General features: G+C 72.9%; 18 protein-coding genes and 1 pseudogene. 11 read left to right on the top strand and 8 right to left on the bottom strand.

The genetic code is table 11. The features are described 5' to 3' along the window. From ACH4E7_RS30515 to ACH4E7_RS30500, 4 genes are all read right to left on the bottom strand, one after another. The coding region (locus ACH4E7_RS30515; RefSeq protein ID WP_396252366.1) for a potassium-transporting ATPase subunit KdpA at nucleotides 1-263 on the bottom strand (263 nt) is incomplete at its 3' end. Nucleotide 264: 1 nt separating this feature from the next. Then, entirely contained in the window at nucleotides 265-354 is a 90-nt protein-coding gene (gene kdpF / locus ACH4E7_RS30510; RefSeq protein ID WP_360226114.1) for a K(+)-transporting ATPase subunit F, read from the bottom strand. A gap of 316 nt (nucleotides 355-670) precedes the next feature. Then, complete coding sequence (locus ACH4E7_RS30505; RefSeq protein ID WP_396252365.1) at nucleotides 671-2,500, bottom strand: APC family permease; 1,830 nt, start codon at nucleotides 2,498-2,500, stop codon at nucleotides 671-673. A gap of 352 nt (nucleotides 2,501-2,852) precedes the next feature. After that, a complete protein-coding gene (locus ACH4E7_RS30500; RefSeq protein WP_396252364.1) occupies nucleotides 2,853-3,674 on the bottom strand; it encodes an SDR family NAD(P)-dependent oxidoreductase in 822 nt (273 codons plus the stop codon). A 531-nt stretch (nucleotides 3,675-4,205) separates the two neighbouring features. On the opposite strand from ACH4E7_RS30500, the gene ACH4E7_RS30495 reads away from it, so the two are divergent. Continuing rightward, nucleotides 4,206-4,979: a GNAT family N-acetyltransferase gene (locus tag ACH4E7_RS30495; RefSeq protein WP_396252363.1), complete on the top strand. Its 774-nt coding sequence runs from the start codon at nucleotides 4,206-4,208 to the stop codon at nucleotides 4,977-4,979. 367 nt (nucleotides 4,980-5,346) lie between these two features. After that, nucleotides 5,347-5,637 carry a hypothetical protein gene (locus ACH4E7_RS30490; protein ID WP_396252362.1) on the top strand — a complete coding sequence of 97 codons (291 nt, stop codon included), beginning with the start codon at nucleotides 5,347-5,349 and terminating at the stop codon, nucleotides 5,635-5,637. A gap of 35 nt (nucleotides 5,638-5,672) precedes the next feature. On the opposite strand, the gene ACH4E7_RS30485 is transcribed toward ACH4E7_RS30490, so the two are convergent. The 3 genes and pseudogenes from ACH4E7_RS30485 to ACH4E7_RS30475 all read right to left on the bottom strand — a co-directional run bounded on the left by ACH4E7_RS30485 (nucleotide 5,673) and on the right by ACH4E7_RS30475 (nucleotide 9,897). Further along, nucleotides 5,673-8,003 (bottom strand): DUF4118 domain-containing protein, encoded by a 2,331-nt coding sequence (locus tag ACH4E7_RS30485; protein WP_396252368.1) that lies wholly within the window; start codon nucleotides 8,001-8,003, stop codon nucleotides 5,673-5,675. Nucleotides 8,004-8,112: 109 nt separating this feature from the next. After that, nucleotides 8,113-8,551 (bottom strand): annotated as a pseudogene (locus ACH4E7_RS30480) (amino acid transporter); the annotation flags it as partial. Nucleotides 8,552-9,318: 767 nt separating this feature from the next. Next, nucleotides 9,319-9,897, bottom strand: a complete 579-nt coding sequence (locus ACH4E7_RS30475; protein ID WP_396252361.1) for a LuxR C-terminal-related transcriptional regulator — start codon at nucleotides 9,895-9,897, stop codon at nucleotides 9,319-9,321. Between the two features lie 684 nt (nucleotides 9,898-10,581). Here ACH4E7_RS30475 and ACH4E7_RS30470 point away from each other — a divergent pair. The 9 genes from ACH4E7_RS30470 (at nucleotide 10,582) to ACH4E7_RS30430 (ending at nucleotide 24,560) form a co-directional block, all read left to right on the top strand. Then, nucleotides 10,582-11,967, top strand: coding sequence for a glycosyltransferase (locus ACH4E7_RS30470; protein WP_396252360.1), 1,386 nt, complete (start codon nucleotides 10,582-10,584; stop codon nucleotides 11,965-11,967). Nucleotides 11,968-12,045: 78 nt separating this feature from the next. Continuing rightward, entirely contained in the window at nucleotides 12,046-13,104 is a 1,059-nt protein-coding gene (locus ACH4E7_RS30465) for a DegT/DnrJ/EryC1/StrS family aminotransferase (protein ID WP_396252359.1), read from the top strand. A gap of 31 nt (nucleotides 13,105-13,135) precedes the next feature. Then, entirely contained in the window at nucleotides 13,136-14,314 is a 1,179-nt protein-coding gene (locus ACH4E7_RS30460) for a cytochrome P450 (RefSeq protein WP_396252358.1), read from the top strand. Between the two features lie 33 nt (nucleotides 14,315-14,347). Beyond that, nucleotides 14,348-14,542, top strand: a complete 195-nt coding sequence (locus tag ACH4E7_RS30455) for a ferredoxin (RefSeq protein ID WP_396252357.1) — start codon at nucleotides 14,348-14,350, stop codon at nucleotides 14,540-14,542. A 26-nt stretch (nucleotides 14,543-14,568) separates the two neighbouring features. Then, nucleotides 14,569-15,327 (top strand): thioesterase II family protein, encoded by a 759-nt coding sequence (locus ACH4E7_RS30450; protein WP_396252356.1) that lies wholly within the window; start codon nucleotides 14,569-14,571, stop codon nucleotides 15,325-15,327. A 29-nt stretch (nucleotides 15,328-15,356) separates the two neighbouring features. Next, nucleotides 15,357-17,504: an aminodeoxychorismate synthase component I gene (gene pabB, locus ACH4E7_RS30445; RefSeq protein WP_396252355.1), complete on the top strand. Its 2,148-nt coding sequence runs from the start codon at nucleotides 15,357-15,359 to the stop codon at nucleotides 17,502-17,504. A gap of 43 nt (nucleotides 17,505-17,547) precedes the next feature. Beyond that, nucleotides 17,548-22,629 carry a beta-ketoacyl synthase N-terminal-like domain-containing protein gene (locus tag ACH4E7_RS30440; RefSeq protein WP_396252354.1) on the top strand — a complete coding sequence of 1,694 codons (5,082 nt, stop codon included), beginning with the start codon at nucleotides 17,548-17,550 and terminating at the stop codon, nucleotides 22,627-22,629. Between the two features lie 57 nt (nucleotides 22,630-22,686). Continuing rightward, on the top strand, nucleotides 22,687-23,715 hold the full coding sequence (locus tag ACH4E7_RS30435) for an ATP-binding cassette domain-containing protein (RefSeq protein ID WP_396252353.1): 1,029 nt from the start codon (nucleotides 22,687-22,689) through the stop codon (nucleotides 23,713-23,715). Continuing rightward, nucleotides 23,712-24,560, top strand: coding sequence for an ABC transporter permease (locus tag ACH4E7_RS30430; protein WP_396252352.1), 849 nt, complete (start codon nucleotides 23,712-23,714; stop codon nucleotides 24,558-24,560). The genes ACH4E7_RS30435 and ACH4E7_RS30430 overlap by 4 nt, the downstream gene beginning before the upstream one ends. A 57-nt stretch (nucleotides 24,561-24,617) precedes the next feature. On the opposite strand, the gene ACH4E7_RS30425 is transcribed toward ACH4E7_RS30430, so the two are convergent. Continuing rightward, nucleotides 24,618-25,484, bottom strand: a complete 867-nt coding sequence (locus tag ACH4E7_RS30425) for a N5-glutamine methyltransferase family protein (protein ID WP_396252351.1) — start codon at nucleotides 25,482-25,484, stop codon at nucleotides 24,618-24,620. Between the last annotated feature and the right edge of the window lie 182 nt (nucleotides 25,485-25,666).

Raw genomic sequence — 25,666 nt, 5'->3', positions numbered from 1 at the left:
AGCAGGTGCGTCTGGAGGCGGATCAGGCCGTAGAGGAAGAGCACCGAGACGGCCGAGAAGGCCAGCACCGAGCGCAGGTACACCGGCCAGCGCTGATCGGCGTCACCGTCGACGCCGATCAGCTTGTAGATGCCGCGCTCGACTCTGAGGTGCTTGGCGGTGGTGAGGAGCTTGGCGATGTAGTCGCCAAGGGGGCGGTAGCACAGGGCCAGCGCGCCGACGAGGGCGAGGGCCTGCATCCAGCCCGCGAGAGTGGATCCCATGTCAGAACTTCTCCGGGAAGATCAGCGCCACAACGAGGTAGCCGACGAGAGCGACGGCCACGACCAGACCAGCGAGGTTCTCGGCACTCACAGCTTCTCCACCCCCCGCGCGATCAGGGCGATGACGGCGAACACGGCAACCGTGACACCGACGTAGATGAGATCGGACATGGGCTCCACCAGACTGGCTAGAGGATGTGCTCGCGAGCGGACAGGACGGCCTCGCGGCGCCGGCTGAAACCGGCGGGAGCAGCAAACCAGCAGGCGGGAGCGCGCAGCGCGTCCCTGATGCCATCCATACGGGTGATCCGGAAACCTTGACGCGGCCCTTATGTCGGCGTCATTCACTCGAGACCGCGGATTGTCCTGAACGTTTCGATGAGCCTGTCAGCGCGGCTCTCACCTGCCTACATCCGCATCCGCAGCCGGCAGACCACCGCGTCGGTGTGCCGGCGCAGGGCGCGGTCGATCACGGCGCCGCGCCGGTTCTGCAGCGCCCGCTGGAACCAGTGCGCCGGCTCGACCTCGGGGATCAGCACGGTGAGCCGGTCGTAGGCGTGCTCCTCGCCGAGCCTGTTGACGAACTCGGCGATCGGCAGGCCCAGGCGCCGGTGGTCCTCCGGTATCTCCAGCAGGGGCACGCCGGGCTGCCACAGCTCCCAGTCCCGGCGCAGCGCCTCGGCGTCGGCCGGGTCGTGCACCACGGTGACCGCGAGCACCTCGTCGCCCAGCGACAGGGCCGCCGACAGGCCGTCCCGGGTGAGCCGGGTGATCGCCGTCACCGGGACCACCACCAGGCTGCGCCGGCGGGTCACCGGGCCCGGCACCCGGCCGAGCTCCAGGCGTTCGCCGATCCGCTCGTAGCTGCGGTGGATCGTCTCGAACAGCACCACCAGCAGCGGCAGGGCGACCACGATGCCCCAGGCGCCCTCGGTGAACTTGGTGCCGGTCACCACGAGCGTGGCGACGCCGGTCAGCAGGGCGCCGAAGCCGTTCAGCGCGGCCTTGCGCCGCCAGCCGGCCGGGCGGTTCCGGTGCCAGTGCCGGACCATGCCGACCTGGCAGATGGTGAAGCCGACGAACACGCCGATCGAGAAGAGCGGCACCAGGCTGTTGACGTCACCGCCGGAGCCGACCAGCAGCGCGGCCGACACCGCGGCGAGGAACAGCACGCCGTACCGGTACACCTGGCGGTCGGCGCGCAGTGCGAACACGTGCGGGAGGTGGTTGTCCCGGGCGAGCAGGTCCATCAGCACCGGCAGGCCGCCGAAGGAGGTGTTGGCGGCCAGGCCGAGCAGGACCACGGTGGCGAACTGGACGACGAAGAAGCCGGCGCCGTGGCCGAGCGAGGCGTCGGCGAGCTGGGCCAGCACGGTGACGCCCTCGACCGGCTGGAGGTGGAAGCGGCCGATCAGCACGGCCAGTCCGATCAGCATCACGCCGAGCAGGGCGCCGAGCGCGACCTCGGTGTGCTGGGCGCGCCTCACCCGCGGGGTGCGGAACGAGGGGACGGCGTTCGCCACCGCCTCCACCCCGGTGAGTGCCGAGCACCCGGCCGCGAAGGCCTTCAGCAGCAGCAGCGCGCCGACCGCGGTGGCGTTCTCGGCGAGCACGGAGGCGTGGCCTGCGGCGGCCTCGGTGCTGACCGGGGCGTCCCGGAACAGGCCGACCACGATGATCGCCAGGATGGCCAGGACGAAGACGGCCGTCGGGGCCATGAACCAGCGGGCCGACTCGGCGATGCCGCGCAGGTTCACCGCGGTCACCAGGGCGAGCACGCCCAGGCAGAGCCAGACCCGGTCGCCGTAGAGACCGGGGACGGCGGAAGTGAGCGCGGCCACGCCGGCGGTCACCGAGACCGCGACGTTCAGGATGTAGTCGATCACCAGCGAGGCGGCCGCGGTCAGCGCCGTCCGGCGGCCCAGGTGGGCCTTGGCCACCGCGTAGGAGCCGCCGCCGTCCGGGAAGGCCGCGATCACCTGCCGGTAGGAGGCGACCAGCACCGCGAGCAGGACGGCGATCGCCACCGTGACCGGCAGGGTGAAACCCAGCCCGTACGAACCGGCGGCGGCCAGCACCAGCACGATCGACTCCGGCCCGTACGCGACCGAGGCCATGGCGTCCAGCGAGAGCGCCGCCAGTCCGCCCATCACGGTGAGCCGGTGCCGCTCGTCCCCCACCCCGGTATCCGGCGGCTCGGGTTCGGCCGTGACAGTCGGAATCGTGCTCTCTGGCATTCGCGGCTCCTCGATCGTGATGGTCACGATCGTGAAGCCGCCCGGAACACCGCCCGCCGCTTCCTACAGACTCTTGATGCCGGCGGCACCGCCTTTGATGCGGTCTTGATGACCCGTGCAACGGCTCGGCCCCTGAGGCACCGCCCGTCCGCACAGCCGGACGGCGGGCCTCAGGGGCCGAAGATGTGCACCCGGTGCCGGTGGCACACGGCACCGGGTGGGTCCGTCGGTTACTGCCCGGGCTTGCGGCCGTGGTTCGCCTTCTTCTTCCGCCGGGCCTTCTTCTTACGGGCGCGCTTGGACATCGTGTTCTTTCTCTTGATCGTCGGGTTGATGCGTCGGTCGGTGCAGTTCAGGCGGCCTGGCCGACCAGCTGGTCGGCGAGCTTGGCCAGGCGCTTCAACGAGCGCTCCTCCTGGGCGGCCGGCGCGGTCGCCGCGATGACGCCACCGTCGAAGTAGGCGCCGTTGACGACGACCGTCTCCGGCAGGCAGAGCCGCATGACGGCCACCGCCCCCTCCGCCGCCGGCGCGCCGACCCGCCCGTACAGCGGCAGCAGCGCGGTGTCGCACAGGCCGGGGTTGACGCTGACGGCGGTGATGCCGGAGCCGGCCGGGGCCATGTCGGCGGTCGCCATGGTGAGCGCGAGCTGCGACTGCGCGTACGCGGCGACCCGTGAGTACTTCTTCACCCGGTGCGGGTCCGACCAGTTCATCGAGGCGGTCCGGTGCAGGGACGACGACACGTTGACGATGCGGGCGTCGCCGGCCGACGAGAGCGGGGCGCGCAGCAGCTTGGCCAGCAGGTGCGCGGCCAGGAAGTTGACCTGCAGCGAGACCTCGTTGCCGTCGTCGGTCAGGGTGCAGCGCTCGGGCGCCATCGCGGCGGCATTGTTGACCAGCAGGTCCAGCGCCGGGTAGTGCTTGACGACCGTGCCGGCCAGCACCGCGACCTCCGACAGGTGGGTGAAGTCGGCTGCCAGCTCGACGAGTTGGTCCCGTCGGACACCCGCGTCGACCAGCCGGGCGACGGCCGCCTCGGCCTCGCCGGTGGTGCGTGCGTGCACGAGCACGGTCGCACCGTGCCCGGCGAGCAGCCGGGCGGTCTCCCAGCCGATCCCGGACGAGGCGCCGGTGACGAGGGCGGTGCGGGCGGACAGAACAGCGTCGGACATGACCAATCCAAGGGTGGAAGGCACCGGCGGGGTGCGAAGGCGGCGCGGCGCGGAGCCGTGCGCCACCGGGGCCGCCGGTGCGAGAAGGGTGCGTTGCGAGGGGAGGCTCGTCCGTCCCCTGCCCCCGGAGCCGGTCGGGGCAGGGGACGGACGGCGGAGATCGGCACGGGCACGACGAACGACGCCCGGCCCGTGCCCGCGGCCGGCGGCGAGCGGGGTAGCGGCTCGGTCCTACCGGACGGCGGCGGCGACCGCGACAGCGACGATCCGCGGCCGGCTATGCGGCGGGCGGTCGTGGTGGCGTGTCGAGCGGTGCATGTCCCCCATCAAAGCCTTCCGCGACGCCGGGGGCAAACTCGTTCACCCTCCCTGACGAAGCCCTGACGGGCTCTCGACGCGTCGTTGATGCCGGTGTCCCCGGCATCGCCGGGCTTCCGGAGCCTGCCAAGGTTCCGTCAGCAGGAGCCCCGTCGCTGCCAGGTTTTCGTCAACGAGCCGACACCTGCCGGCGCGGTCTGCCGTACTGGACGGATGTCCGTCACCGTTCTGCCCTCCACCGAGTGGTTCACCCCCGAGCAGCCCGGCGCGAGCGTCCTGCCCGCCCACGTCGAACGGAGTGCCCACGGCGGCTGGTGGGCGGACGACCCCGACACCGTCCGGGCACTACTGGTGCACTGCGGGCCGGAACGGCTGCTGGACGGAGACCCCGAACGTCTGGCCCCGGGCGTCCTTGCCCGCTTCGGGCGAGGACAGTTCCACGCCCCGGACCGCTTCCTTCCCTTGTTGGGGCGCACCTTCAGTCACATCACCCCGTGGATCCGCGTGCTGCACGTCCACGCGGAGCAGCCTCGGCCGGTCTCCCGCAACACCGCGGCCTGGGTACGCCCACTTCACGCTGCCGACGAGGCCCACCTCGAACGGTTCGCCCGCCGCGCCTCCTCCGCAGACCGCCCGGGACTCCCGCACTGGGTCGCCGAGACCTGGGGCGGTCATCGAGCGCTCGCCGTGAGCGGCTTCGCCTGGGGCGCGTTCCTCGGGCCGTACCTGGCCTCGCTGGCCTGTGGCTACCTCGCCGGACGGAACCACCTGGACATCGCCGTGGCTACCGACCCGGCGTTCCGGCGGCTCGACCTCGCACTCGCCTGCGTCCGTGCCGCCACGACCGCTGCCCGCGCCCAGGGGCTGACCCCGACCTGGTCGGCGCCGCAGAGCAACCACGCCAGCCGGACCCTCGCCGAAGCGGCGGGCTTCCGGCCTGTGCGACAGGAGGTGGTGTACTGGGCCGGCCCTGCCCTTGCTCACTGACGAACACACGTCCGACACGGCGCCAGAGTGCCGCCAAGGAAGCGGCGTCGCACGCCAAGCCGCCGTCAAGGCGCGCATGCCGTGTGAAGATCCGGTACTTCGCTGTCCGGCGCTACCGCCACTCCCCCGAACCGCCGCCCCACCCGCCCGGGCGGCATCAAGGCCATCGACCTGCTCATCCGGTTCGTCCCAGGCCCGGGGTAGCACACCGACCTGCCGCCTCCCGAGTGGCGGCGGAGACGGCAGGGCATCAGCCGGAGCGGTTTCCAGGGTCCTCGCCGACCGGCAGGCGCGTGACGCGGATCGCCCGGCGCGGCAGCGCGGCGGGCAGCGAGAGCAGCAGGGCCACCACCGTGAAGAGGACGAAGTGCCCGCCTTCCGCCCCCGGCCCGGACCAACCGAGCTCGGCGTGCCGGTGTTCAACGAACGCGTTGCAGCACAGCCAGGCGGCCAGCCCGACCAGTGGCGCGGCCAGGGGCCGGGAGAAGGCTCCGGCCAGCGCGGCCAGGCCGATGTACGCGATGTAGGGGAACCAGCCGGCATGAAGCTCGCTCAGCCGGCCGAGGCCGAGCGCGAGCGCGCCACCGGCGGCCAGGGCGACTGCGCTCGCGTTGACGAGATCCTGATGCTGACGCCCCGAATCACAACGCGATCTTGACGCGTCGCCTCATGGGCCGACCCGGCGCCCTGTGATCAGGCCACCGCACGAGGCAGGCTGATCCGGTATGCGGTGCCTTCGCCTGGCGCCTCCTCGACGGTCAGCTCGCCGTTCATCGCTTCGACGAATCCCCGGACCATCGCCAGACCTGCCCCGTCCTGGGCAAGCACCCCGCCGCTGTGGACCGTCATCCTCACGTCCACCCGCCCGGCCACCACCCCGGCATCCACCATCACCGGCCCTGCTCCCGCCGCTCCCGAGGCCAGGATGTCCGTGAACGCGCGCTCCAGGAGCCCGCGATCGACGAGCACCCGGGGCAGCCCCGACCCCAGGTCGACATGGACACCGGGCATGCCCTCGGCAGCGGCGCGCACCACCTCGGCCACCGCCGTCGGCCGCAACACGACCGGCATCACGCCGGCCCGCAGCCGGCTCAGGTCCAGCAGGTTCGCGATCAACCGCTCCATCCGTTCCACCTCGGCGCCGACTCGCTCCCCTCCCGGATCCGGCATCCGTTCCGCCTCCCGGCGCACCGCCGCCAGCGGCGCCCGCAGGTCGTACACGACGGCTTCCAGCAGCGCCGTGTGCAGGGCGTCGGTGTGCGCGAGCACCTCGGCCGCCGACGCCTGCGCGGCCAGCCGTTCCCGCTCCCGAGCCAGCTTCAGCTGGGTGACGTAGGGCCCGAGCAGGCGGGTGTCCTCCTCCGTGAGCGGTGCACCGCGCAGGACCAGGACCGCGTCGTTCCCCAGGTCGACGGACAGGGCCGCCTCGTCGGGCTGCAGCGGCACCGCCCCACCGGCCGAAGCCTCGGGTTGCCACAGCTCTCCGGCGCGGCCCAGCACGGCTGCAGCATCCAACCCGAAGACCTGCCGCAGCTCCGCCACCAGCTCAGAGGGCACCCGGGCCCCGGATTCCACCGTCTCCCCCGCCAGGCGGGCCAGTACGGCGGCCTCCGCGCGCGCCCGGTCCGCCTGCTGCGAGCGGCGCGTCAGACCGTCGATCAGGTGGGAGATCACCCCGGCCACCGCGAGGAAGACCAGCAGCGCCGCGACGTCCGCACCCCGATCCACCGTCAGGCTGTTCCACGGCGCGGTGAAGAAGTAGTCCGCTGCCAGCGCCCCGGCCGCCGTGCTGCCCGCCGCGGGCAGCAACCCGCCCAACCGAGCCGTCCCCGCCACCACCAGCAGCAGGCACAGCAGCACGCCCGACAGGCCCAGCGACTCGCGTAGCGGCGACAGCGCCCAGGTCAGTGCGACCGCGCCGGTCGGCCCCAGCAGCCAGGCCAGCCGGCGCCGCCGGACCGGGACCAACGCCGGGCGACGCCGCCGGGGTGCGGGCGGCACCGTCAACAGTCCGGGCTCGGGCGGCGGCAGCACGCGAACATCGATCGGGCCGGCCAGTCGGATCACCCGGTTGATCACCGAGCCGGAGACCAGCTCGCGCAACCTGCTGCGGCTGGTGGGCCCCAACAGGAGCTGCGTGGCGCTCTCCGACCGGGCGAAGTCCACCAGCGTCCGGGCCACGTCCCCGCCGCTCACCTCCACGTAGCTGCCGCGCAGTTCCCGGAGCAGCTCCCGCTGCGGCGCCAGGCCCGGCGGCTCACGCTCGGCCGTGCCGTCGTCCAGGCGGACGTGCACGCCGATGAGGTCCCCGTGCACCCGGGTCGCGGTGCGGGCGCCCCGGCGGATCAGGTGCTCGCCCTGCGGAGCGCCGTTGAGGGCGACCATGATCCGTTCCTTGGTCTCCCAGGGCGCGCGGATGCCGTGCCGGGCCCGGTAGTCGGCGAGTTCCTCCTCCACCCGGTCCGCGAGCCAGAGCAGCGCCAGCTCGCGCAGGGCGCCCAGGTTGCCGGCCCGGAAGTAGTGGCGCAGCGCCACGTCGATGCGGTCCGGCGGGTAGACCTCGCCGTGCGCCATCCGGGTGCGCAGCGCCTCCGGGCTCAGGTCGACCAGCTCGATCCGGTCGGCGGCGCGCACCACCTCGTCCGGGATCGTCTCGCGCTGGGCAACGCCGGTGATCTGCTGGACGACGTCGTTGAGGCTCTCCAGGTGCTGGATGTTGAGGGTGGTCGCCACGTCGATCCCGGCGTCCAGCAGCTCCCGCACGTCCTGCCAGCGCTTCGCGTTCCGCCCGCCGGGCGCATCGGTGTGCGCGAGCTCGTCCACCAGGGCGAGCGCCGGGCGGCGCGCCAGCAGGGCGTCCACGTCCAGCTCGGTCAACTTCACCCCCCGGTACGACACCGGACGCCGGGGAAGCACCGGCAGGTCCCTCAGCTGCTCCTCCGTCCCGCGTCGCCCGTACGTCTCGACCAGGCCGACCACCACGTCCAGCCCCTCGCCGCGCAGCCGCCGCCCCTCCCGGAGCATGGCGTACGTCTTACCGACCCCTGGCGCCGCTCCCAGGAACACCCGCAGCTTCCCGGTCACCGCCGTCCCGCCGCCTCTCTCCGCTTCCAGGTCCATGCTCCGCCCAACCGTCGGCCGCCGACAGGGTGATGGTGATCACGAAGTCGGTCGCCGCGAAGCCCAGCAGAGCCAGGACGAACAGCTTCCCCTGCCAGTACGACAGCAGCCGCTCCAGCATGGCGATCGAACCCTCCCCGTGCGGGCTCTCCTGCGCCACCCGCCGGTACACCGGCAGCGCGCCGAACAACGTGACGATCACCAGCACGATGGTCGCCACCGGCGACAGCAGCCCGGCTGCGAGCGCGGCGATGCCGGGGCTGGTAGCCGAGCGTGGAGAAGTAGTCCAGACCGGTCAGGCACATCACCCGCCACCAGCGCTGGCCCTTGTGCTCGACCGGGGCCTCCGCGTGCGGCCCGGGGTACTGCTTGGCCATGTCGGACAGGCCCTCCAGCAGCCACGCCCGGAACCTCGTCCGCCGCGTCGACGCAGCCGCACCCGACGAACTCACCCTGCGCCCCTGTCCACGTCCCCATGTCGGCGCCACCGAGGCGGCGGCAGGGCGAAAGGCTATGCGACCTGCCCCTCCGCTCCCGGGAACCGCCCGCGCGGGTTCGCCCTGTTGGCTCAGCGGCTCGGCAGGCAGCCACCCGGCGCGCGTCGTCCGGGGTCAACACCTCGTCAAGAACCCGGGAAGGACGCATCGGGGTACTGGCCGCCGACGTGCTGTCCGCCACCTCAGCCGCTCTGGCCTTCGCCACTGGCCGCCGCGGCGCCGACCCCGAGGCCGCACCGCCCCGAGTGGGATGAACACGGCACCTTCGTGGGTCTTGGTCCAGGGATCCACAGGGGTCGAGTTCGCCCGTAACTGCTCGACATCAAGCCGGAACAGCGGTGGCCCGCACTTGACGGAGTCAAGTGCGGGCCCTGAGGAAGCAGCGTGAACGTCTCCCGCTGCTGGCCAGCCGGCAACAGCCGTCCGGAGAGCAGCGCGGCGAGGAAGAAGGTGCTGAGGTCGTCGGCAGTGGAGATCACGTCGCCGGTGGCCAGGACCACGACGGGTTCAGTCCGGTGACGTCGTGCGCCTTCGAGCGGGTCGGGTGAGGCGTGAACGCTGTCGGCCGAGCGGTCCGTGGATCGCCGGGTCACCAGCGTCGGGCTGAGCCCACCGTCTCCCGTCGCCCCCGAGAACCCCGCTCGCCCTGCGCACAGCACGGCTGATCCGCCCCCACCCGCCGAGACGCCCCGCAGCAGCACCCATGGGCCTTGGCGGAACCACTACTTGACGAAGCTCTCCACGACCTTCGGCGGCCAGACCCCGACCTTGAGGGCCCCCATCGAGTAGGCTCGGGATACCAGTGCGGCGCGGTTGGGGACCCGCAACTTCCGCAGCAGGCACGTCACGTGGTACTCCACGCCCTGACGGCTCAGGTACAACCGGGCGGCGAGCGGCACGGTCGAGACACCGGCCGCGATGCCCTCGAGAATCTTCGCGTCGATCTCGCTCAGCAGCTTCTTCTGGCCGGCCACGACCTCGGACCCACCCGAGTCCGGACGCCCGTCGGGCATCATCACCAGGATCGACGACTCGTCAGGGAGATCGCCGCGCACCATGACGGCGGTGAGCGGGACGGTGAACGTCTCGTCGTGCGGACCGACCGCTATGACGTCGGTGGCGAAGCGGTCACGCCGCCCCTCTATCAGGCCGGAGAACTGACGAAGCAGCGGCTGTTGGACACTCGGATGCACGAGGTCGCTGAAGGTCCGGCCGCAGAGGTCGGTCGAGGAGCGCCCGAACTGCCAGAAAAAGGCATCGTTGGCCTGCCGGATGGTGAGGGCCCGGTCGAGCTGGGCCATGGTCAGACCGGGCTGTCCGGCCAGCGGATTGCGCTGGGACCCCGCGACGTCCCCCTGGACGCGGGCGGGCTCGATGGTCCGGACGGCACCGGCCTGATCTACATGGGAAGTCACCACGGAAAGTCGGATCCCTTCAAGGCGCGAGTGCGGTTGGATCTCCTCGGGATGTCCAGGCGCCATCTCCGGCGGCCTGAGCCGAAGTGAACTCCGCGAGGAAGCACGGATACCGGCCAACACGCCGATCAACGTTGACCGGCGCCCACCCCCGGCCGATTCCGTGGGTGTACTGAGGAGAGGTTCGATGACGGTTCCGAATATTCCGGGGCCATGCCTGGAACGAACCGCAAATTGCAGCTGACAGGGATTCAGCGTACCCAAGCCCTCTGGGAAGGAATATATGGGGCCCGTCAAGAAGCCGTCCGGTACCCGAACGATGGCAGCCGGGGCCGTATCCAGGCCCGGAGCCGGTGGATCGCCACCCGGCCACCGGATGCCACCCGAGGGCAAGCTTGACGGAACCGTTACGTTCTCTTGACTCAAGGCTTCCGGCCAAACCGGGGCACAAGCGGAGGATCAAGTCGCAGCGGCGACCGGTCGGGCCGAGGACTAAGGAATTCCCGGCGCCGGGCGTGAGACCAAGGTGGGGTGCAGTCCCGACCACCGATCCCGCCCCGAGGGAGTCCGATGAGCGCCGCGCAACGGCCGATCCTGTTTGTCAGCCTTCCGGAGAGCGGCCTGCTCAATCCCCTGCTGGTGCTGGCCGGCGAGCTGACCCGACGGGGCGTGCCCGACCTCTGGTTCGCCACCGACGAGCCCCGGCGCGCCGAGATCCTGGGCCTCGCGGACCGGTCGGCCGTGGAGTTCGCCTCCCTCGGCGACGTCTTCTCCGAGCTGTCCGCGGTCAGCTGGAGCGACGAGGTGTACCGCCAGGTGACCCAGCCGTCGCGGTTCAAGGCGCACCGGGCGGTGATCCACCAGTCCTACCGACCCGACCTGCAGGCCGAGAAGTACCGCCGGCTCGCGGCGGTGGTGGACAAGTGCGAACCGGCCCTGATGGTCATCGACTGCGTCTGCGCCTTCGCCGTCGATCTGGCACTGACCCGGGGCATTCCCTTCGTCCTGAGCGTCCCGTTCCTGCCGAGCAACGTCCTCACCTCGCACAGCCCCTTCGGGCCCTCCTACACGCCGGGGGATTTCCCCGTCCCGCATTCCGGACTGCCCTACCCGATGAGTTTCGGTCAAAGGCTCTACAACCGCCTCTTCAAGTTCCGCACGCTCGCGCTGTTCTTCCACCCCACGATGGGGAAGGTGCTTTCCGAGGACGCCCGGCTGCGCAAGGAGCTGGGCCTGCCCAAGCCCAGCCCCATGACACGGATCGACCGTGCGGAAATGGTGCTCTGCAATTCCGTTCGGGAGCTCGATTATCCGTTCGATATTCCCGGGAAGGTGAAGCTCGTCGGGGCCATGGTGCCGCCACTTCCGGAGGCCTCGCCGGACGACGACCCGACCGGCGTCATGGGCTGGCTGGACGTGCAGTCCTCCGTAATCTACATGGGATTCGGCACGATCACCCGGCTCACCCGGGCGCAGGTGGCCGACCTGGTGGAGGTCGCGCGGCGCCTGGACGGTCGGCACCAGGTGCTGTGGCGGCTGCCGGCCGAGCAGCAGCACCTGCTGCCGCCGCGCGACGAACTGCCGGGCAACCTGCGGGTCGAGAGCTGGCTGCCGTCCCAGCTGGACGTGCTGGCCCACCCCAAGGTCGAGGTGTTCTTCACCCACGGCGGCGGCAACGGCTTCCACGAGGGCGTGTACTTCGGGAAGCCGCTGGTGGTTCGGCCGTTGTGGGTGGACTGCTACGACCAGGCCGTGCGCGGACGGGACTTCGGGATCAGCCTGACCCTGGACCGGCCGCAGGACCTCGACCCGGACGACGTCGTGGACAAGCTCACCCGCGTGCTCGGCGACCGTTCCTTCCGCGAGCGCGCCACCCGCGTCGGCGAGGCGCAGCGCGCCGCCGGTGGCCGGTCGGCTGCGGCCGACCTGCTGCTCGGACTGCCGGCCCTGACCTGATCCCTTCCCCGACCGTCCACGAGCGACCCACCGTACGGCGGCCCGTCGCGCGGCGGCCTTTCCCGAAGCGAGGACCCCATGCCCTTCACCATCCCCGTGTCCCGGCCGAGCCTCGACGGGCGGGAGCTGGAGTACGTCACCCGCACGATCGGCGACGGCTGGATCTCGTCCCAGGGGCCGTACGTCCGGCACTTCGAGGAGGCCTTCGCCGAGTACAACGGCTCCGCCCACGGTGTCGCCTGCTCCTCCGGCACGGCGGCCCTCACGCTGGCCCTGCGCGCGCTCGGCGTGGGCCCCGGCGACGAGGTCATCGTGCCGGAGTTCACCATGATCGCCTGCGCCTGGGCGGTGACCTACACGGGCGCCACCCCGGTGTTCGTCGACTGCGCCGACGACGTGAACATCGACGTCACACGGATCGAGGAGCGGATCACCCCGCGCACCAAGGCGATCATGCCGGTGCACGTCTACGGCCGCCGGTGTGACATGACGACGATCATGGAGATCGCCCATCAGTACAACCTGCGGGTCGTGGAGGACTCCTCCGAGGCCCACGGCATCCGGCCGGTCGGCGACATCGCCTGCTTCTCGCTGTTCGCCAACAAGATCATCACAGCCGGTGAAGGCGGCATCTGCCTCACCGACGACCCCCGCCTGGCCGGCCAGCTGGCCCACCTGCGGGCCATGGCCTTCACCACCGACCACAGCTTCCTGCACAAGAAGCTCGCCTACAACTTCCGCATGACGGCCATGCAGGCCGCCGTCGCCGTCGCCCAGACCGAGCGCCTGGACGAGTTCCTCGCGGCCCGCAAGGAGATCGAGCGGCGCTACGACCAGGGCCTCAAGGACGTCCCGGGGATCACCCTGATGCCGCCCCGGGACGTACTGTGGATGTACGACCTGCGGGCCGAACGTCGCTCCGAGCTCCGAGAGTTCCTGACCGGCGAGGGCATCGAGACCCGGCTGTTCTTCCAGCCGATGAGCCGCCAGCCCGGCTATCTCGATCCGGCGTGGCCGAGCCTCAACGCGGCCCGTTTCGCCGCCGACGGCCTGTACCTACCCACCTACACCACCCTGACGACCGCCGACCAGGACCGCGTGATCGAGCGGGTCCGCGCGTTCTACGGCACGCCCTGAAGCGCATCAAACCCGAGGGAGACCCGACGACATGACGAGCGCCGAACCGCGGGTGGTCGAGTTCCCGCTGCGCAGGCCCGGCGAGGCCTTTCCGCCGCCCCGCTACCAGGACTACCGCGAGCAGCGGGGACTGGTGGTGTGCCACCTGCCCAACGGGAACCGGGTGTGGCTGGTCACCCGGCACGAGGACGTCCGGGCCGTGCTGACCGACCGCAGGATCAGCTCCAACCCCGACCACCCGGGCTTCCCCAACATCAGCCAGACCATGGGCGTGCCCCGCCAGGAGCAGATACCCGGATGGTTCGTCGGCCTGGACTCACCCGAGCACGACCGCTTCCGCAAGGCGCTCATCCCCGAGTTCAGCGTCCGACGCGTCAGGGAGCTGCGGCCCGCCGTCGAGCAGACCGTGGACCGGTGCATCGACACCATGCTGGCCGCCGGCAACGAGGCCGACCTGGTCGCCGACTTCGCCCTGCCCGTCCCGTCACTGGTCATCTCGGCACTGCTCGGGGTACCGCCGGTCGACCGGGATTTCTTCGAATCCCGCACCCGCACCCTGGTCGCGATCCGCGCCTCCACCGAGGAGCAGCGCGACACCGCCTCGCGCGAATTGTTGCGTTACATCAACCGGTTGGTCGCCATCAAGCAGAAGTGGCCCGGTGACGACCTGATCAGCCGGCTGCTGGCCACCGGCGCGATCGAGCCCCAGGAGATGTCCGGGGTGCTGATGCTGCTGCTCATCGCCGGGCACGAGACCACCGCCAACAACATCGCGCTCGGCGTGCTCACCCTGCTGGACAACCCCGAGTGGATCGGGGACGACCGGGTGGTGGAGGAGACGCTGCGCTTCCACTCGGTGGCCGATCTGGTCTCCCTGCGGGTCGCGACCGAGGACGTCGAGATCGCCGGCCAACCGATCCGAGCCGGCGAGGGCATCATCCCGCTGGTGGCCGCGGCCAACCACGACGAGCAGGCCTTCGCCTGCCCGCATGCCTTCGACCCGGCCCGCACCGAGCGCCACCACGTGGCCTTCGGCTACGGCGTCCACCAGTGCCTGGGCCAGAACCTGGTCCGGATCGAGATGGAGACCGCCTACCGCAGGCTCTTCGAGCGCATCCCGGGCCTGCGGCTGGCGGTGCCGGCCGAGGAACTGCCGTTCAAGTACGACGGCGTGCTGTGCGGCCTGCACGCGCTGCCGGTCCGCTGGTAGCCCCCGCCCACGACACCGCCCCAGGAGATGTCCATGCGCGTCACCGTCGATACCGAACGCTGCGTCGGTGCGGGCCAGTGCGTGCTCAACGCCGGCGCCGTCTTCGACCAGAACCACGACGGCGTGGTCGAACTGCTCGACCCCGCCGCGGCCGACGAACACCCGGACGCGGTCGGGTTGGCCGCCACGCTCTGCCCGTCGGGCGCCATCACCGTCCACCGGGGCTGAATCCCCATCGAAAGAGGACCGAACCCATGACCAGTCCCGGCACGTCGAGCACGCTCTGGCTGCGCCGCTTCCACCCGGGAGCCGACCATCCCGTGCGCCTGGTGTGCTTCCCGCACGCCGGCGGCTCCGCCAGCTTCTACCACCCCGTCTCCGCGGCCCTCGCCGACGACACCGAGCTGATCGCCCTGCAGTACCCCGGCCGACAGGACCGCCGCCTGGAGCCCTGCATCGAGGACATCGACACCCTCGCCGACCGGATCACCGACGAACTGCTCACCCTGGACGACCGTCCCACCGTCTTCTTCGGCCACAGCATGGGCGCCGTCCTCGCCTTCGAGATCGCCTGGCGTCTGGAGCAGAAGGGCACCCACGCGCCCCGGGCCGTCATCGCCTCCGGCCGGCGGGCACCGTCCACCACCCGGACCGAGAACGTGCACCGCCAGGACGACGAGGCGGTCATCGCCGAGCTCAAGCTGCTCAACGGCACCAGTGCCCAACTGCTCGGTGACGATGAGATCCTGCGCATGGCGATGCCCGCGATCCGCGCCGACTACCGTGCCATCGAGCACTACACCTGCGGGCCGGAGCGCATCCTCGACTGCCCGGTCACCGCGCTCACCGGAGACGCCGACCCACGGACCACCATCGCCGAGGCCCGGGCCTGGCAGGACCACACCACCGGCGCCTTCCGGTTGCAGGTCCTCCCCGGCGGCCACTTCTTCCTCGCCGACCAGCAGGCGGCGGTCCTGCGGGAGATCGCCTCCGAACTCGCCGCGCTCCGCTGACGGACCGCCGGCCCGGACAAGGACCCCTGATGCGCACTCTCCTGCTCGACAACTACGACTCCTTCACCTACAACCTGTTCCACTACCTCGCGGAGGTCAACGGCCGGGAGCCGGAGGTCATCCGCAACGACGACCCGTCCTTCCGGCCCGAGCTGCTCGACGCGTTCGACAACGTCGTGCTCTCCCCCGGCCCCGGCACCCCGCGCAACCCCGCCGACTTCGGCCACTGCGCCGGGATCGCCCGCGAGGGTCGGCTGCCCGTCCTCGGCGTCTGCCTCGGCCACCAGGGCCTCGCCCTCGCCCACGGCGCCGCCGTCGGCCGTGCGCCCGAGCCCCGGCACGGGCGCACCTCGGACGTGCGGCACACCGGCACCGGGCTCTTCCACCACCTGCCCAATCCGCTGGAGGTGGTCCGCTACCACTCGCTCGCGGTCACCTCCCTCTCCTCTGCCCTCGAACCGATCGCCTGGGCCACCGACGACGGGGTGGTGATGGCTCTGCGCCACCACGAACTCCCCATGTGGGGCGTACAGTTCCACCCCGAGTCGATCGGTACCGAGGCGGGCAAGCAGCTGCTCGCGAACTTCCGCGACCTCACCGAACAGCACGGCCGCCGGCGCCGCGCCGCTCCACCGCACCCCCGTACCTCTCCCGAAGCCGACGCCGCACCGCGGCCGGACACCCGCCACCTGGCTGTCCGGACCCGGCGGATCGACACCGAGTGGGACGCCGAGACCATCTTCGACCGCGTGTTCCGCGCCGGCAGCCACCCCTTCTGGCTCGACAGCAGCCGCCCGGGCGGCCGGCTCGGGCAGATCTCCGCGATGGGCAACGCCTGCGGGCCGCTCGCCCGCGTCGCCACCGCCGACGTGCAGCGCGGCACCGTCACGGTGACGGCCGGCGGCATCACGCAGGTGCTGGAGGAGGAGTTCCTGCGCTGGCTCGACGAGGACCTGAACTCGCTGGACGTCGACGTGCCCGAGCTGCCGTTCGACTTCGCGCTCGGCTGGGTCGGCTACCTCGGCTACGAGCTCAAGGCCGAGTGCGGCGGCGAACGCGCCCACAGCTCGCCCGACCCGGACGCCGTCATGGTGTTCGCCGACCGCGCGGTCGTCGTCGACCACCACACCGGCACCACGCACCTGCTCGCCCTCACCGAGGATGGCCGGGACGCCTCCGCCCGGGCCTGGCTGGACGACACCGCCGCCCTGCTCACCGGGCCCGCCCCTCACGCCGGCCCGCCCTCGCACACCCGGCCCGACCCCTCCTCGCCCGCAGGGCGGCCCGGCCTGCAGCTGCGCCACCACCGCGAGTCCTACCTCAAGCTCATCGACGCGTGCCAGGACGAGATCGCGGCCGGCGAGACCTACGAGGTCTGCCTCACCAACATGATCGACGCCCCCGCCGATCTCGACCCCTGGCAGGCCTACCGCGCCCTGCGGCGGATCAGTCCGGCCCCGTTCGCCGCCTTCCTCGGCTTCGGCGACCTCGCCGTGCTCAGCTCCTCCCCCGAGCGCTTCCTGCGGATCGGCCCGGACGGCCTGATGGAGTCCAAGCCCATCAAGGGCACCCGGCCGCGCGGCGCCACCCCGCAGGAGGATGCCCTGCTGGTCGCCGACCTGGCCACCAGCGAGAAGGACCGGGCCGAGAACCTCATGGTCGTCGACCTCGTCCGGCACGACCTCGGGCGGTGCGCCGTGACCGGCTCCGTCGTCGCCGACCCGCTCTTCGACGTCGAGACCTACGCGACCGCCCACCAGCTCGTCAGCACCGTACGGGCCCTGCTGCGCCCCGAGTGCAGCACGGTCGACGGCGTCCGGTCGGCGTTCCCCGGCGGCTCGATGACGGGCACACCCAAGCTGCGCACCATGCAGATCATCGACCGGCTGGAGAACGGGCCGCGCGGCGTCTACTCCGGCGCGATCGGCTACTTCTCGCTCACCGACGCCGCCGATCTGAGCATCGTGATCCGCACCGCCGTGCTGAGCGGCGGCCGGCTGCGCTACGGCGTCGGCGGCGCGATCATCGCACTGTCGGACGCCGAGGCCGAGTTCGACGAGACAGTGGTCAAGGCCCGCCCGCTGCTCGCCCTGCTCGACGCCACGCTCCCGCAGGAGGAGCAGCCCACCCCGCGTCGGCGCCGTACGTCTAGGGCTTTCCCCGCCGTCTCCGGCTGAGGATGGCCTCCGCAGCCGCCCAGCAACGTCCTCGGGAGTGAACGTGCCCATCCACAGCGATGACTACGCGATCGATCCGGTCGCCGGCTCCCCCCGCGCGCTGGGCGGCCACACCCTGCCGGGGGTGTTCGCGGCGGCGGTGGCCCGCGCACCGGAGGCCGTCGCCCTGGTCGACGGCGAGCGGGAGCTGACCTGGCACCAGTGGGCGGACGACGTCGCCGCACTGGCCCGAGCGCTCCAGGAGCTGGGCGTCGTGCCGGGCGACGTGGTCGCCGTCCAGCTGCCCAACTGCCGGGAGTACCAGACCGCGCACGTCGCCGTCGCGACCGTGGGCGCGGTGCTGCTTCCGGTCCACGCCGGGCACGGCGCCGCCGACGTGCGGGCGCTGCTGGCCCGGGTGGACCCGGTGGCCGTCCTGCTCCCGCCGGAGGCGGCGGACACCGCGCCGGAACTGCTGGCTCACGTGCCGTCCCTGAGGGCGGCGCTGGTGGCCGGTCACCCGGACGAGCTGCCACGGGCGCCGCACGTCCACACGCTGGACCGGCTGACGGCCGACTGGGCGGGCCACGCACCGCACCCGGTCGAGGTGCGGCCCGAGGACCCACTAATCCTCATCCCGTCCTCCGGCACCACCTCGGCCCGGCCGAAGATCTGCCTGCACAGCCACGACGGGCTGCTCTCCAACACCGCGTCCGTCGCCCAGGAAGGCGGCGCGGCCTTCGCCGACGCGATCCTGACGGCCTGCCCTCTGACCCACCTCTTCGGGCTGCAGTCCCTGCACACCGCGCTGTTCCGGGCTTGCCGGCAGGTACTGCTGCGCGGCTGGGACCCGGAGCGCTTCCTCGCCCTCGCCCGCGCCACCGCGCCGAGCGCCGTCTTCGCCGTCCCGGCGCAACTCCACGACGTCGTCGCCACCCTGGCCCGCAGCGGGCAGCCGGCCGGCTTCCGGCCGCACCAGGTGCGCACCGCTGGGGCGGCGATCCCCGCCGCGCTGGCCGCGGACGTGCGGGCGGCGCTCGGCGGCGAGCTCGTGGTCGTCTGGGGCATGTCCGAGCTCGGCACCGGCACCCGGACCTCGGCTGCCGACCCGGCCGGCACCGCAGTGCGCAGCGTGGGCCGGCCCGCTGTCGGAGCGCGCGTGCGGATCGTCGGCGAGGGCGGACGGGAGCTGCCGCCCGGCGAGGCGGGCGAACTCCAGTACCGCAGCCCGAGCATGTTCCGCGGCTACTACCGGGATCCCGAGCTGACCCGCGCGGCGATCACACCGGACGGCTGGCTGCGCACGGGCGACCGGGCGAGCCTCGGGGAGGACGGGCTGCTGCGCTTCCACGGGCGTGCGGCGGAGCTGATCAACGTGGGCGGGCGGAAGTTCGACGCGACAGAGGTCCAGGAGCTCCTGGCGGCGATGCCGGGCATCGGCCCGCTCGCGGTGGTCGGGCGGGCCGACGCGCGCCTCGGCGAGATCCCGTGCCTGGTGCTCACCCGCGCGGCGGACCCGGCCATCGGTCTGCGGGCCGTGACCGGCTTCCTGCGGGAGCGCGAGGTCGCCGAGTACAAGATGCCGCTGGAGCTGGTGACCGTCGACGACCTCCCGCGCACCCCGGCCGGGAAGCTGCACCGGCGGTCGCTGGAGGAGCTGGTGGCCCAGGAGGCGTCCGTCCCCGGTCCGTCCGCGCTCGACTACGGCGACGCGCTGGACCTCGTGCGCTCGTGCGCGGCCGAGGTCATGGACCGCGGCCCGGACGGCGGCGAATCGATCGGCGCCGACACGGCGTTCCGCGCGTACGGGCTGGACTCGGTGCGCACCATCCGGCTGCGCAACCTGCTGGCGGAGGCGACCGGCCGTCCGCTGCCGGTGAGCCTCGGCTTCGACCACCCCACCCCGGCCGCCGTCGCGTCCCTGCTGTCGGGCGCAACGCCGGACCGACCGGACGAGGGCCCGTACGACGCCTCCGACGAGCCGGTCGCGATCGTCGGCATGGCCTGCCGCCTGCCGGGTGGGGTCTCTTCCCCCGACGACCTCTGGACACTCGTCGCCGACGGCAGCCACACCGACTCCGCGTTCCCCGCCGACCGCGGGTGGGACCTCGACGGCCTCTTCCACGACGACCCCGAGCACCCCGGGACGTCCTACGTCCGCCGGGGCGGGTTCCTGGACGGCGCAGGGCGGTTCGACGCCGCCTTCTTCGGCTTCTCCCCGCGCGAGGCCCTGGCCGCCGACCCGCAGCAGCGGCTGCTCCTGGAGACCGCCTGGGAGGCGCTGGAGCACGCCGGCATCGACCCGACCGGGCTGCGCGGAAGCCGCACCGGCGTCTTCACCGGTGCGATGTACCACGACTACGGTGCCGGCGCCCCTCCGGAGTTGGAGGGACTCCTCGGGATCGGCACCGCCGGCAGCGCGCTCGCCGGGAGGATCTCGTACTGCTTCGGCCTGGAGGGGCCGGCGCTCACCGTCGACACCGCGTGCTCCTCCTCGCTCGTCGCCCTCCACCTCGCCTGCCGCTCGCTGCGCTCGGGCGAGTCCTCGCTCGCCCTGGCCGGCGGCGTAGCGGTGATGGCCACGCCGGGGTCGTTCGTCGAGTTCTCCCGGCTGCGCGGCCTGGCCCCCGACGGCCGTTGCAAGTCCTTCTCGGACGACGCCGACGGCGCCGCGTGGGCCGAGGGCGCGGGCCTGCTCGTCCTGGAGCGGCTGAGCGACGCGCGGCGCAACGGGCACCCGGTGCTCGCCGTCGTCCGCGGCTCGGCCGTCAACCAGGACGGCGCCTCGAACGGCATCACCGCGCCCAACGGCCCCGCGCAGCAGCGCGTGATCCGCCGCGCACTGGCCGATGCGGGGCTCGCCCCCGGCGACGTCGACGCCGTCGAGGCGCACGGCACCGGAACCGCTCTAGGCGACCCGATCGAGGCGCAGGCGCTGCTCGCCGTCCACGGCGGCGCGCGCCCTGCGGACCGGCCGCTGTGGCTGGGGTCCGTCAAGTCGAACATCGGGCACGCCCAGGCGGCGGCCGGCGTGGCCGGGGTGATCAAGACGGTGCAGGCGCTGCGGCACGGCATCCTGCCGAGGACCCTGCACGTCACCGAGCCGACCACCCGGGTGGACTGGTCCTCCGGCGCAGTCCGGCTGCTGACCGAGGCGCAGCCGTGGCCCCGGGAGGACGGGCGGGCGCGGCGGGCCGGCGTGTCGTCGTTCGGGATCAGCGGGACCAACGCGCACGTCGTGCTGGAGGAGGCGCCGGCGCTGCCCGAGGCAGTCAGCGGTTCCTCCGGCGGGCCGGTGCCGCTGGTGCTCTCGGCCCGCAGCGAGCCCGCTCTGCGGGCCCAGGCCGGGCGGCTGGCCGAGCACGTCGCCACCCGGTCTTCGTACGCCCTGCCCGATCTCGCCCACGCGCTCGCCACCACCAGGGCGGTCCACGGCCACCGGGCGCTGCTGGTCGAAGCCGAACGGGGCGAACTCGTCGACGCGCTGAGGCAGTTCGCCGCCGGGCAGCCCTCGCCGGCCGTTCCGGCGGCGGGCCGGCGCGACAGCGGCGGGCGCCTCGCCTTCGTGTTCGCCGGGCAGGGCAGCCAGCGGCCCGGGATGGGGCGTGAACTCGCCGCCGCTTTCCCACAGTTCGCGGCTGCGCTGGACGAGATGTGGGCCGGCCTCGACCCGCTGCTGGAACGGCCGCTGCGCTCCGTCCTGTGGGATGTCGACGGGCACCGGCATCCCGAACCGCTCCTCGACCGGACGGAGTTCGCGCAGCCCGCGCTCTTCGCCCACGAGGTCGCCCTCTACCGGCTGCTGGAGTCCTGGGGCGTGCGGCCCGACCTGCTGGCCGGGCACTCGGTCGGCGAGATCGCCGCCGCGCACGTGGCCGGGGTCCTGTCGCTGACCGACGCGTGCGCGCTGGTCGCCGCCCGGGGACGGCTCATGCAGTCCCTCCCGGCCGGGGGCGCGATGCTCGCCGTCCGGGCTGCAGAGGACGAAGTGCGGCCTTTTCTGGGCGAGTTCGTCTCGCTCGCGGCGGTGAACGGTCCGTCGTCCGTCGTCGTCTCAGGCACCGAGGACGCCGTCGCGGCGATCGAGGCGCACTTCGCGGACCGGCGGACGACACGGCTGCGCGTGTCGCACGCCTTCCACTCGCCGCTGCTGGAGCCGATGCTGGCGGAATTCCGCGGCGTGCTGGAGGGGTTGTCGTTCGCCGCGCCCGCCGTGCCGCTGGTCTCCGGCGTGACGGGGCGCCCGCTGACCGCCGTCGAGGCCCGCGACCCCGGCCACTGGGTGCGGCAGGCCCGGGAGCCGGTCCGCTTCCGGGACGCCGTGTCGCGGCTGGAGGCGGAGCGCGTCGACGCCTACCTCGAACTCGGGCCCGCCGCCGCGCTCGCGCCCATGCTCGGTGAGTGCCTGGCCGCCGGGGACGCCGGACCGTCGGCCGCCGTCATCGCGAGCGGCGCGGCGGACCAGGCGGACGAGACGCGTGCCCTGCTCGCCGCCGCCGGTCGCCTCCACCTGCACGGCGTGCCGGTGGACTGGGACGCCGTCCTGCCCGGCGCCCGGCCCGTGCCGCTGCCGACGTACCCGTTCCAGCGGCAGACGTACTGGCTCGCGGCCGCCGCCCCGACACCGCCGGCCGTAGCCGTTGCCGACGTACCGATCTTCGACGACCGACTCGCGACAGCGAGCCCCGAGGAGCGCGACGCCCTCCTCCTCGAACTCGTCCTCGCCGAGACCGCCGCCGTAGTCGGGCGCGGCGCCGACGACCTCGATGCCGCCCACGCGTTCTCCGACCTCGGCGTCAACTCCGTCAACGCGATCGAGCTGCGCGAACGCATCGCCGCCGCCACCGGCACCGCCCTCCCTGCGACCCTCGTCTTCGACCACCCGTCCCCGGCCGCCGTCGTCCGCGCCCTCGGTGCCCGGCTCGACCGGGGAGCCGCACCGGAGCCCACCGCCGCCGACCTGGTCGACCGGCTCGCCGCGCTGCTCTCCGCCGGCACCGCCCTCGACCCGGCCACCGCCACCCGGCTGCGCGACCTCGCCCGGCGCTGCGCCGCACCCGCCGGGCCGGCCCGCCCGGGCCCAGGGCCCGACCTCGACGCGGCCACTGACGAGGAGCTCTTCCGCCTGATGGACGCCGTCGACTGACCCCGTCGGCTGACAGCCCCGCGTGCCCCTGCCGATCCCCCGTACGGAGACCCGACCATGCCCGCCCGCACCGCCCCGCCCCCGCCAGCCGCGGCCGACGACGACCTCGTGATCGAGGCGGTCGACGTCGGCATGACCTTCGGCACCGTCCGCGCCCTCGACTCGGTCAGCCTCGCCGTCCCGCGCGGCACCGTGCTCGCCCTGCTCGGCCACAACGGCGCCGGCAAGACCACCCTTGTCGGCGTCCTCACCACCGCCCTCGCGCCCACCACCGGCCGGGCCCTCGTCGCCGGGTTCGACGTCCGGCGCCGCCCCGCCGAGGTCCGCCGCCGGATCGGCCTCACCGGACAGTACGCCACCGTCGACGGGCGGCTCAGCGGGCGCGACAACCTCCTCCTGCTCGCCGGACTGCTGGGCGCCGGGCGCCGCGCCGCCCGGACCCGCGCCGACGAGCTCCTCGACCTGTTCGACCTCGGTCACGTGGCCGACCGGCCCGCCCGCGGTTACTCCGGCGGCCTGCGCCGCCGCCTCGACCTCGCCGCGAGCCTGGTCGGCCGGCCCGAGGTGGTGTTCCTCGACGAGCCGACCACCGGTCTCGACCCGGTGAGCCGGCTCGGTCTCTGGGAGATCGTCGAAGGCCTCGTTGCCGAGGGCACCACCGTCCTGCTCACCACCCAGTACCTCGACGAGGCCGATCGGCTCGCCGACGCCATCACCGTGCTCTCCGGCGGTAGCGTCGTCGCCCACGGCACCCCGGCCGAGCTCAAGGCCCGGGTCGGCCGGCGCACCGTCACCGTCGTCCTCGACGGGCCTGCCGGGAGCGACTCCGAGCGCGCCGCCGAGGCACTGCGCCGAGCCGGGCTCGCCCCCGTCACCGGCCGCGAGGGCGCAGCCCTCGTCGTCCCGATCGAGGCCACCCGGGACATCGCCGCCGTCGTCCGGGCGCTCGACGGGGTCGGGATCGAGGCCGCGGAGCTCACCTTCGGCGAGCCCGGCCTGGACGACGTCTACCTCGCCCTGGCGCACCGCGCCGACGGCGCCGACCGCCCCGCCCGCCTCGGCAGCCCGGAAGGACCCGCTCGGTGACCACCACGCTCGACACCGGCCGACCGCCCCGCACGTCGACGGCCACCGCGCCCGCCTGGCGCGGCAGTTCGCGGCTCACCCAGGTCCGCATCCTCACCGGCCGGTCGCTGCGCGCGCTCGTGACCGACCCCGCGGTGCTGCTCTTCGGCCTGCTCCAGCCCGTCATCACGCTCGTGGTGCTCTCCCAGGTGTTCAGCCGGATGGGGCTCCCGCCGCACTTCCCGCCGGACGTCACGTACCTGGACTTCGTCCTGCCGGCCGTCCTGGTCGACAACGCGGTGCAGTCCGCCGTCCAGTCCGGGGTCGGCCTCGTCGAGGACCTGCAGAACGGCATCGTCGCGCGGCTGCGCTGCCTGCCCGTCGCGCCGAGCTCGCTGCTGGTCGCCCGCAGCCTCACCACGCTGGTGCGCGCCGCCGTCCAGGCCGTGATCATCCTGCTGCTCGGCATCCTCGTGCTCGGTTACAACCCCAGGGGCGGGGCCGGCGCGGTCGTGGCCTCCATCGGGCTGACGCTGTTCATGAGCTGGGCACTCGGCTGGCTGTTCATCGCGGCGGCGGCCTGGCTGCGCCGCGCCGAGCCCATTCAGAACCTCGCGATCATCGCCGTGCTGCCCCTGATGTTCGCCTCCAGCGCCTACGTCCCGACCGCCGACCTCCCCGACTGGCTGGCCGCCGTCGCCCACGTCAACCCGCTCACGTACGCCATCGACTCCACCCGCGCCCTCGCCCTCGGCCTGCCCGGAACGAGCACCGCCGTTCCGGCGCTGCTGCTCGGCGCGGCGGTGGCAGGGGTCGGCGCGTGGCTCGCAGTGGCCGGCTTCCGGCGGCCTTTGACACCCCGCTGAACACGACCGGCCGGGTCCCCTTCCGCATCCGTGGAAGGGGACCCGGCCGTCTGCCGGTCAGGAGGAAGGCGCATCGGCCCCGGTACGGACGGCCGTCGAGTACAGCGGCCAGCCCTCGTGGTCGGGCCGGCAGGACACCTCGGGGAAACAGCCGGACTCCCGTAGCAATGCCGGAACCGTCGCGCCGTGCAGGTGGCCGTGCTCGACGACCAGCGTGCCGCCCGGCCGCAGCAGCCCCGCCGCCGCCTCCACCACCTGGCGGACGACCCGCAGGCCGTCGGCTCCGCCGAACACGGCCTGGCGGGGCTGGTAGCGGCCGAACTCGTCCGGCACGGCGGCCGCGTCCGGCATGAACGGCGGGTTCGCGAGCACCAGGTCCGCGTCGCCCGCCAGCCCGGTCAGCGCGCCCGCCCGGCCCGCCACGCCCTCGTGGACGGAGATCTCGGTGTCCCCGAGCGCGGCACGTCGGGCCGCGTTGCGGCGGGCGAAGTCCGCGGCAACCGGGTCGAACTCGACCGCGTGCACCCGGGCGTCCGGCCGGGCGTGCGCGAGGGCCAGCCCGATCGCGCCGGAGCCGGCGCACAGGTCGACCACCGTCGGCCCGGCGGTGCCCGCGAGGGCCTCCAGGCCGGCCGCCAGCACGAGCTCGCTGTGCACCCGAGGAACGAACACGCCAGGCCCGACGAGGAGTTCGAGGCCGGCGAACACGGCCCGCCCGGTCAGGTGACCGAGCGGCACGCCGTCGGCTCTTCTGCCCACCAGGTCCCGCAGCCGCCGTACCGATCTGCCGTCGACGTCCCGCCGCGGGTTCAGCCCGGTCGGATCCACTCCGAGCACCCGTGCGGCAAGTTCCTCCGCTTCCTGCCGTGCGTCCGTGCTCCGAAGTATCAGCACCGCCTCGTCGAGCAGGTCCCCAAGCACCATCGTTCCCATCCGTCGCCTCCCGGCCCGTGGTGCGGCGCCCTCGGCCGCACGATGCCGCCAACTGTGTGGCCGGGGAGGCTAGGGGAGTGCCCAGAACTGGTGTCAGAAAGGGCGGGTCGAGCCCCGGCGCCGACGGTTGGGACCGTAGAAGGGGAGGTCGCGGGAGCCCAGGGTTCGGGCTC

It is taken from the genome of Kitasatospora sp. NPDC018058 (assembly GCF_044327205.1).
Classification (GTDB): domain Bacteria; phylum Actinomycetota; class Actinomycetes; order Streptomycetales; family Streptomycetaceae; genus Kitasatospora.
This window is presented reverse-complemented; position numbering and strand designations above follow the sequence as displayed.